This window comes from Saccharothrix deserti, assembly GCF_009769385.1.
Lineage (GTDB): Bacteria > Actinomycetota > Actinomycetes > Mycobacteriales > Pseudonocardiaceae > Actinosynnema > Actinosynnema deserti.
The window spans coordinates 1-7,605 of the sequence record NZ_VKAB01000110.1 but is presented as its reverse complement, the minus strand read 5'-3'; the positions used below and the strand labels follow the sequence as shown (position 1 = coordinate 7,605).

Genomic DNA, 7,605 nt, shown 5'->3' with positions numbered 1-7,605 from the left:
GCGGCGGTGGTCCGCAACCGCCTCAAACGGATGCAGTACCGCCCCGACCTGCTCGACGGGTTCATCGCACAAACCGGATTGATCACTACGCCACCATGACGTCACCCTGAACTGAAAAGGTCAGTACTGTAACGCGACCCCATTTCACCCCGCGTGACGCGATCCTCCCAAAATCCTCCCACCAACCGGGCTACCGGCCAGTACGGACCACAGTGGACGGTCACAGCAAGATCAAGTTTAACGCACGAAGAAGCCCGCTGACCTGGGCTTTCATCCAGATACAGCGGGCTTTTCAGACCGTCGGGACGACAGGATTTGAACCTGCGCCCCCTTGACCCCCAGGGGCGCCCCGATCATGAACTGACCTGCGGAAACACCGAATCAGCAGGTGACGACGGTGCCGTTGAGTGCGGTTCGATGCAGCTCGGTTCCGTTGCGGCTCAATGGATTCTCCCACTTTCCTCCCACGCATCCTCCCACCGCCAGCCCGCGGCGGCCGTGTGGACGTCGCACACATGTGCGCAAATCAAGTGACCGGAGTGCTCCGGAGCAGCAACACCACTGCATCATCCATCCACTTTGATCGACAGGCAGCGAAGCTGCCACGGTCTAACTCGCAGGTCAGAGCTTCTGTGCCGACTTTTGGAACCTCACAGGTCCAGCTCGGTGGAACGTTGTCGACGGACGGCTAGCCAGAGCACCACGACGCCGCCCAGGCCGATCCCGAGTGTCCCGCCGGTCCGGATGGCATCAAGCTTGTCGCCCGTCACCCCAATTCCTAGCAATAGCCACACTGCCGCCACCGCGATCAGCACCATCGCCGGAATGCCCACCGCGATCACCCACCGCGGAATCGGCCGCAGCACAGGCCACGTCGGCGATGACCCGCCCAGGGCGGCCAGGCGGCGGGAAGAGGGGACACCGGGACTGGGTGATTCGCTCACGCCTCACCATCGCACCCTCCAGCCTCAGTGCAACGGGGTCTGCCCGTTCGGCCGCGTGGGGGCTACCGGCTCGTCATCGCTCTGCTCCTGGCGGGTGTGCTCTGCTCCGTCCTGGCCCTGCTGCGCGCCACGTTGCGGATGGTCGAGCGGGAGGTAGCCCAGTGGGAACGCGATGGGCGACCATGCGTGACCATCTGGGGAGCGAGCCGGCCGCCGTGCTGTACGAACGGCGGTCGATCTCCTCGGTGTTCGGTCTGCGGCTGGCCGACGGCCGAGAGGTCTTCGTGAAGGCACGAGCCGACGACGGCCGCGCCGAGTCGTGCCTGACCGCGCAGAAAGTGCTGGCGGAGCAGAGGTTCCCGTGCCCCCGCCCGCTCACCCCGGTCGTCGGAACCGGCACGCTGGCCGTCCACGCCGAGGACTCCCTGCCCGGCGGCGACATCCTCCGCGACGACACCCCGGACGTCGCCATCAGGTACGCGGCGGTGTTCGCCAGGCTGATGGCCGAACTGGTCGATGTACATGTCGAGCCACCGCTGCCGAACCCGAGGTGGTCGCGCTGGGACCACGAGGACGAAGGTCTGTGGCCCGTGATCGACTTCCTCGACGAACGAGACCAGAGCGTCGTGCCGGAGTTCGTCGTCGCCACGGCTGAGCGGGTTCGGAAGCGGTTGCTCGCCACCGACCTGCCGTGCGTGCTGGGCCACGCCGACTTCAAGGCGCAGAACCTCCGCTGGCAGGACGGCGAGGTGTGGGCCGTGCACGACTGGGACAGCCTGGGCTGGCAGCCCGAGGCGGCGCTGGTGGGGACAGCTTCGGGGGCGTTCGCCAACGTGCCGCCGCTGTCGCTGGTCCCGGTCGAGAGCTCGGCCGCGTTCATCGAGGCGTACCAGGAACTCCGCGGGCGTGCGTTCACCGCGGAGGAGTGGGAGATCGCGTGGGCGGGGAGCATGTGGACGGCGGTGCACAACGCGCGTTGGGAAGTTCTGCACGGTGACGCGCCGGTGTCCCTCAACGCTGTTCGGGAGCAGGCGGCTGAGCGCCTCCGCAGAGCGAACTGCTGACCACGGCTATGATCACGCCGCCGGTGATCAGGCGATTGTTCGGCCGATGCCGCCCTGACTCCCTGATCCAGAGATCGTGCCTTGAGGAGCAACCGTGAAACAGCCCAAGGCGGTGCCGGACGTGAGCGGCGATGCCGCGCGAAAGGCCTTGGTGCTGCAGTACGTCACGATCGGCTACAACGTGGTCGAAGGCGTCATCGCGGTCGGCGCCGGTCTCGCCGCGGCGTCGGTGGCGCTGGTCGGCTTCGGGGTCGACTCGGGGATCGAAATCGTCGCCGCGCTGCTGATCGCGGTCCGGCTTCGTACCGCGATCCGCACAGGTGCCGTCGACGAACGCAAGGAGTACCGGGCTCTGCGCTTCGTGGCACTCACGTTCTTCGCCCTGGGCGCTTTCATTCTCTTCGAGAGCATCCGCGAAGTCGTCGTCCAGGCCAAGCCGGAGAAATCGTTGGTCGGCATCATTCTGACCGGGATCTCTGTCGTGACCATGTCCTTTCTCGCCGCCGCGAAACGCCGGAACGGACTAGCGATGAACTCGCGGCTCATCGTTGCCGACGCGGCGGAAACGCGACTCTGCGTCTGGCTGAGCGTGACCACGTTCCTCGGCTTGGTGGCTTACGCCGTGCTCGGCTGGACCTGGCTGGACGCGGTGGCAGGATTGGTCATCGCGCTCTTCGCCATCAACGAAGGGCGTCGCGCCTGGGGTGGCGAGCTGACGTGTGACGTGTCACCTCAGCCGGCCGCGCGCCGCCGCCGCTCAGCCAGCACCGCCGCCAAATACGGATGCGGGTGCGTGTACTCCACCGCGGCGACCGGATCGCGGCTCCCACGTCGTCCGACAGCCGTGAGCCCAGCTCCCACCGGGCCTTCTCGCCCAGCTCGTGACACCGGCTGAGGTTGCGCCTGCCGATAACCTCATCCGCGCAGGTAGAGAACGTACGAAGCCCAAGGGAGTCGAGCGTGGCCGCCATCCGCCGTGACGTCGACCAGCACGGCATGATGACCGGCTGTGCTGCTCCGACTGGCCTACCTGGGCATGACCAACGCCTTCGCGTTGCTGCGCCTGCTGCCGATGAGCGACCGGGACAAAGACGCGGAGATCCTGGCGCTACGGCATCAGATCACCGTCCTGGAGCGGCAACTGGGCAAGACCCGTCCGCGGTTCTCCTCGGGCGACCGGGCGTTCCTCGCGGCTCTGCTACACCGACTCCCGGTCGACTCGCTTCGTCGACTCCGACTGCTGATACGCCCGGAGACAGTGCTGCGCTGGCACCGCAACTTCCTCGCCCACCGCCACGCTGCCCGGTCCCGCCCCAAGCGCCCCGGCCGTCGGACCATCCATTCGATCCGGCTCCTGGTGGTACGTCTGGCGCGGGAGAACCCCGCCTGGGGTTACCGTCGAATCCACGGAGAACTACTCGTCCTCGGCATCAAGGTCGCCGCCTCCACCGTCTGGCAGATCCTCAAGGACGCCGGACTCGATCCGACGCCCCAGCGCACCGCCACCACCTGGTCGACCTTCCTCCGCTCACAGGCCGACGCTCTCCTGGCCTGCGACTTCTTCGAGACCTCCACCCTGAACGGCACCCGCCTCCACGTACTCGCGGTCATCGAACACGCCGGCCGCCGGATCAGGATTCTGGGCGCCACCGCGCACCCGACCGCGGCCTGGGTCGCCCAGGCCGCGAAGAACCTCGTCATGGACCTCGAGGACGCAGGCAACTCCGCGCAGTTCCTGATCCGCGACCGCGACGGCAAGTACCCCGCCCTGTTCGACACCGTCCTCGCCGACACCGGCATCCACGTCGTCCTCACCGGTGTCCGCATTCCTCGAATGAACGCGATCATGGAACGCTGGATCCAGAGCTGCCGCCGCGAACTCCTCGACCGCACCCTCATCTGGAACCAGCAACACCTACTCCACGCACTGCGCGAGTACGAGAAGTTTTACAACACCCACCGACCCCACCAAGGGATCGCCAACGCCCGACCGCTACACCCACTGCCACAACCAGCAACCGGTCAAGCGAGACTCACCCACCTCCACATCCGCCGACAGCAGCGGCTGAGCTGCATCCTCAACGAGTACCATCATGCCGCCTGACCTGCACGGACGACATTTTCGGCAAGCACAGGGTTCAGCCAGCACGCTGTCGCGGTGGACGATTCGACGGTGGTGCAGGCGGGGTCCGGCGCCGTCGTGGTGCAGGTCGGCGATGGCCATGTCCACATGCGGCAGTTGCTCTCCCTCCTGAGCACTTCAACGCGGTGAAGGTGCACCGCGTACGTGCAAGTGAAAGCGGTGCGGAGTTCGTGGGACGCGCCGCTCAGGTCGAGGGACTCCTGGCCGCGTTGGCACCCGCTTCGGGCCCGCCCGGTCCCACTGTGGTCTCAACGGTGGCAGGAATCGGAAGTGTCGGGAAGACGGTGCCAGCGTGGTACTGCGCGACTGTAGCGGTCGAACGAGGATGGTTCGAGGGCGGCGCGCCCAGCGACAACGCCATCCTCCTGGCTGCACCCGGCACTCCGTGGCACCGAGTACTGCTACGCGGTGCCACGGAGTAATGGGAGTGTCAGCGCGGCTACGGGCAGCCGGCGGTGGTTACTCCCAGCGGTGCCACTGGGCGGTGGCGTCGGACTGGTAGAGCACGACGTTGGAGTCGTTCTGAACGACCAGGCGGTCGCAAGTGGTGTTCCAGGTGTTGGTGTGCCACTTGGCCACGCCGGCGGGGGTGTAGAGGACGAAGTTGCCGTCGTGTTGGAGGACCGCGTAAGTGGCGCCGGAACCGTAGGTGCGGGTGTGCCACAGCGCCTCGCCGGTCGCGGCGTAGAGCACCAGGTTGCCGTCCGACTGCATGATCAGCCGGAACCTGCCGTCCCGCGAGGTCCGGTACTGGCCGATGGCCAGGCTCTCGCCGCGCACCACCCGGTCACTGCCGGGCGCGGGTTCGCCGGTCGTGTCGTGGACCGTGATGTACTGGCCCGCATCCTGGATCAGATAGAACTCCGTACCGTCCGGCGTGAAGGCCACGTGCGACGGGTGGACGCCGACCGGTTTGGTGGTGGCGATCGTGTTGGTGGCCACGTCGATCGCCAGCAGGGTGTGCCCGTAGTGGCTGGTGACGAGGACCTGGCGACCGTTCGGTGCGGCGGCCAGACCCCTGGGCGACCCGGCCACGTCGATGGTGGCTCCGACGTAGTTGCCCGCCGTGGCGATCATGTACACCTTGTTGTCCATGTAGCTGGTGGCGTACACACGTCGGCCGTCCGGCATGATGGCGATCCGACTGGGGGTGGTGGGCAGCGGCACGGTGGCGATCACGCTGTCGGTCGCGGTGCTGAGCACCACGACGCTACGGCTGCGGTAGTCCGTGAGGTACGCGCGGGAGCCGTCGGGCGTGACTTTCACGTCCGTCAAGGTGACGTAGCCGATATCGACCGCGCGGGGGACATTGGTCGCGGTGTCGATCACCGACAGGTAGTTGGCGCCGGTGACGTAGGCCTTCTTCCCGTCCGGGGTAACGGCGACGGCGTTCGGGCTGATCAGCGGTAGCACCGAGATCCTGGTGGTGACCGCCCTGGTCGCGGTGTCGATCGCCAGCACCGAGCCCTTGTCGGTGTTGAGGTCGCCGTGATCGGTGACGTAGGCGGTGCGGCTGTCCGGGGTGAACGCGATGCTGCCGGCCCTCGCGCCGGCGTTGATGACGCCGCTGATCGTCCTGCTCGCGGTGTCGATGACCGTCACCGTGCGGTCCTCCGCGCTGGTGGCGTACGCGAAGGCCCCGTTCGGGCTGACTTCGACCGCGACCGGGTACCTTCCGACGCTGAGGTATGCCGGTCGGTTGGCGGCCACCGCCACGGCCGGCATCGACGCGACCAGAGCCGCGACCGCGAGCAGGCCGACTGCCGCCGATCTCGACCGGATTCTTCGTGTGTGACCGTGCATGGCGCACTTCCCCCTTGACCCATTCTTCGCACGCAACCGCAGTCGTCGACGACGCGCGCCGCTGTGCCCTCGTTGCCCGAATTTTGCCAGACGGGCGTGCCCGCCTGGGGGGAATCGTGCTACTGAGCAACGGCAGGCCCGGGGTGCGATGGTTCGGTCGCCGTAGTGCTTCCATCCATTGTGGACTGTCAACGCCGGCCGTGCCCGGCCGACTGTGCCACGGCATGGCGGGAGCCGACTGGCCTACCTGGGCGTAACCAACGCCTTCGCGCTGCTACGTCTGCTGCCCCTGAGCGACCGGGACAAGGACGTGGAGATCCTGGCGCTACGGCACCAGATCACCGTCCTGGAACGCCAACTCGGAAAGACCCGGCCGCGGTTCTCCCCCGGCGACCGGGTATTCCTTGCAGCACTGCTGCACCGACTCCCGGTTACAGCGCTTCGTCGGTTCCGACTGCTGGTGAGCCCGGAGACAGTCCTGCGCCGGCACCGGGATCTTCTCGCGCGATGTCACACGGCCAGGTCCCGCCCCAAGCGGCCCGGTCGACCACGGACCGTCCGCTCGATTCGACTCCTGGTGCTGCGTCTGGCGCGGGAGAACCCTGCGTGGGGCTACCGCCGCATCCACGGCGAACTCCTCGTGCTCGGCATCAAAGTCGCCGCGTCCACGGTGTGGCAGATCCTCAAGGACGCCGGGATCGACCCGGCACATGAGCGCGCCTCGACGACCTGGTCGGCCTTCCTCCGCTCGCAGGCCGAGGCGCTACTGGCCTGCGACTTCTTCGAGACCTCCACCCTGAGCGGCACCCGTCTGTACGTGCTCGCGGTTATCGAGCACACCAGTCGCCGGATCAGGGTTCTCGGCGTCACCGCGCACCCGACCGCCTCCTGGCTCGCCCAAGCCGCCAGGAACCTCGTCATGGACCTCGAAGAGGAGGGCCGACACGTGCGGTTCCTGATCCGCGACCGCCACGGCAAGTACGGCCAGGCGTTCGACGCCGTCCTCGCCGACGCGGGCATCCAGGGCGTCCTCAGCGGTGTCCGGATACCGCGGATGAACGCGATCATGGAACGCCGGCTCCGGACCTGCCGACGCGAACTACTCGACCGCACCCTCATCCGGAACCAACGGCACCTGCTCCACGCCCTGCGCGAGTACGAGAAGTTCTACAACACCCACCGACCCCACCAGGGCATCGCCAACGCCCGACCGCTACAACCGCTGCCACAGCCAGCCACCGATCAAGCAATCCTCACCCACCTCGACATCCGCCGACGGCAGCGACTGGGCGGCATCCTCAACGAGTACCACCAAGCCGCCTGACCTGCACGGACGAAATTTTCGGCAAGCACACCGCCGGGACGGGCGCGGAGCGGGGTCGGCGGGTTCCCCGCCGGAAGCGCTCCGCGACTGCTTGTCAGATGGTGTGGACACGTGCACAAGGATCTCCGATCCCGCCCTCGGTCAGGAACCCCCACTCACACAGGGTGTCTCACAGCAGTCTGGCCAAGAGGGGATCGCCGCGGAACCTGTCAATGGTGTTGAGACAGTTCAGGCTGCTTGTTCTGTTTCGTGTTCTGTCTCCTCGTTTTCTTGGGGTGGTTCGTTGATCCAGGCGGATTTGGGTAGCTTGGGTGGGGTCGGTGCGCG

Annotated in this window: 6 protein-coding genes; 4 read left to right on the top strand and 2 right to left on the bottom strand. The window is 66.9% G+C overall.

Going from position 1 to position 7,605, the window contains the following annotated elements; all coding sequences use genetic code 11:
• Positions 1–650: 650 nt before the first annotated feature.
• On the bottom strand, positions 651–866 hold the full coding sequence (locus FM051_RS49345; RefSeq protein ID WP_158854835.1) for a hypothetical protein: 216 nt from the start codon (positions 864–866) through the stop codon (positions 651–653).
• Positions 867–1,126: 260 nt separating this feature from the next.
• On the opposite strand from FM051_RS49345, the gene FM051_RS49340 reads away from it, so the two are divergent.
• From FM051_RS49340 to FM051_RS52950, 3 genes are all read left to right on the top strand, one after another.
• On the top strand, positions 1,127–2,008 hold the full coding sequence (locus tag FM051_RS49340) for a phosphotransferase (protein WP_158854833.1): 882 nt from the start codon (positions 1,127–1,129) through the stop codon (positions 2,006–2,008).
• 94 nt (positions 2,009–2,102) lie between these two features.
• Positions 2,103–2,903 carry a cation diffusion facilitator family transporter gene (locus FM051_RS49335; RefSeq protein WP_158854831.1) on the top strand — a complete coding sequence of 267 codons (801 nt, stop codon included), beginning with the start codon at positions 2,103–2,105 and terminating at the stop codon, positions 2,901–2,903.
• 114 nt (positions 2,904–3,017) lie between these two features.
• Positions 3,018–4,112, top strand: a complete 1,095-nt coding sequence (locus FM051_RS52950) for an integrase core domain-containing protein (protein WP_158854829.1) — start codon at positions 3,018–3,020, stop codon at positions 4,110–4,112.
• A gap of 498 nt (positions 4,113–4,610) precedes the next feature.
• Here the strand turns inward: FM051_RS52950 and FM051_RS49325 are convergent, their stop codons facing one another.
• Complete coding sequence (locus FM051_RS49325; RefSeq protein WP_158854827.1) at positions 4,611–5,954, bottom strand: beta-propeller fold lactonase family protein; 1,344 nt, start codon at positions 5,952–5,954, stop codon at positions 4,611–4,613.
• A 214-nt stretch (positions 5,955–6,168) separates the two neighbouring features.
• Here FM051_RS49325 and FM051_RS52945 point away from each other — a divergent pair, with 214 nt between their 5' ends.
• Positions 6,169–7,278 (top strand): integrase core domain-containing protein, encoded by a 1,110-nt coding sequence (locus FM051_RS52945; RefSeq protein WP_158854825.1) that lies wholly within the window; start codon positions 6,169–6,171, stop codon positions 7,276–7,278.
• Positions 7,279–7,605: the final 327 nt, after the last annotated feature.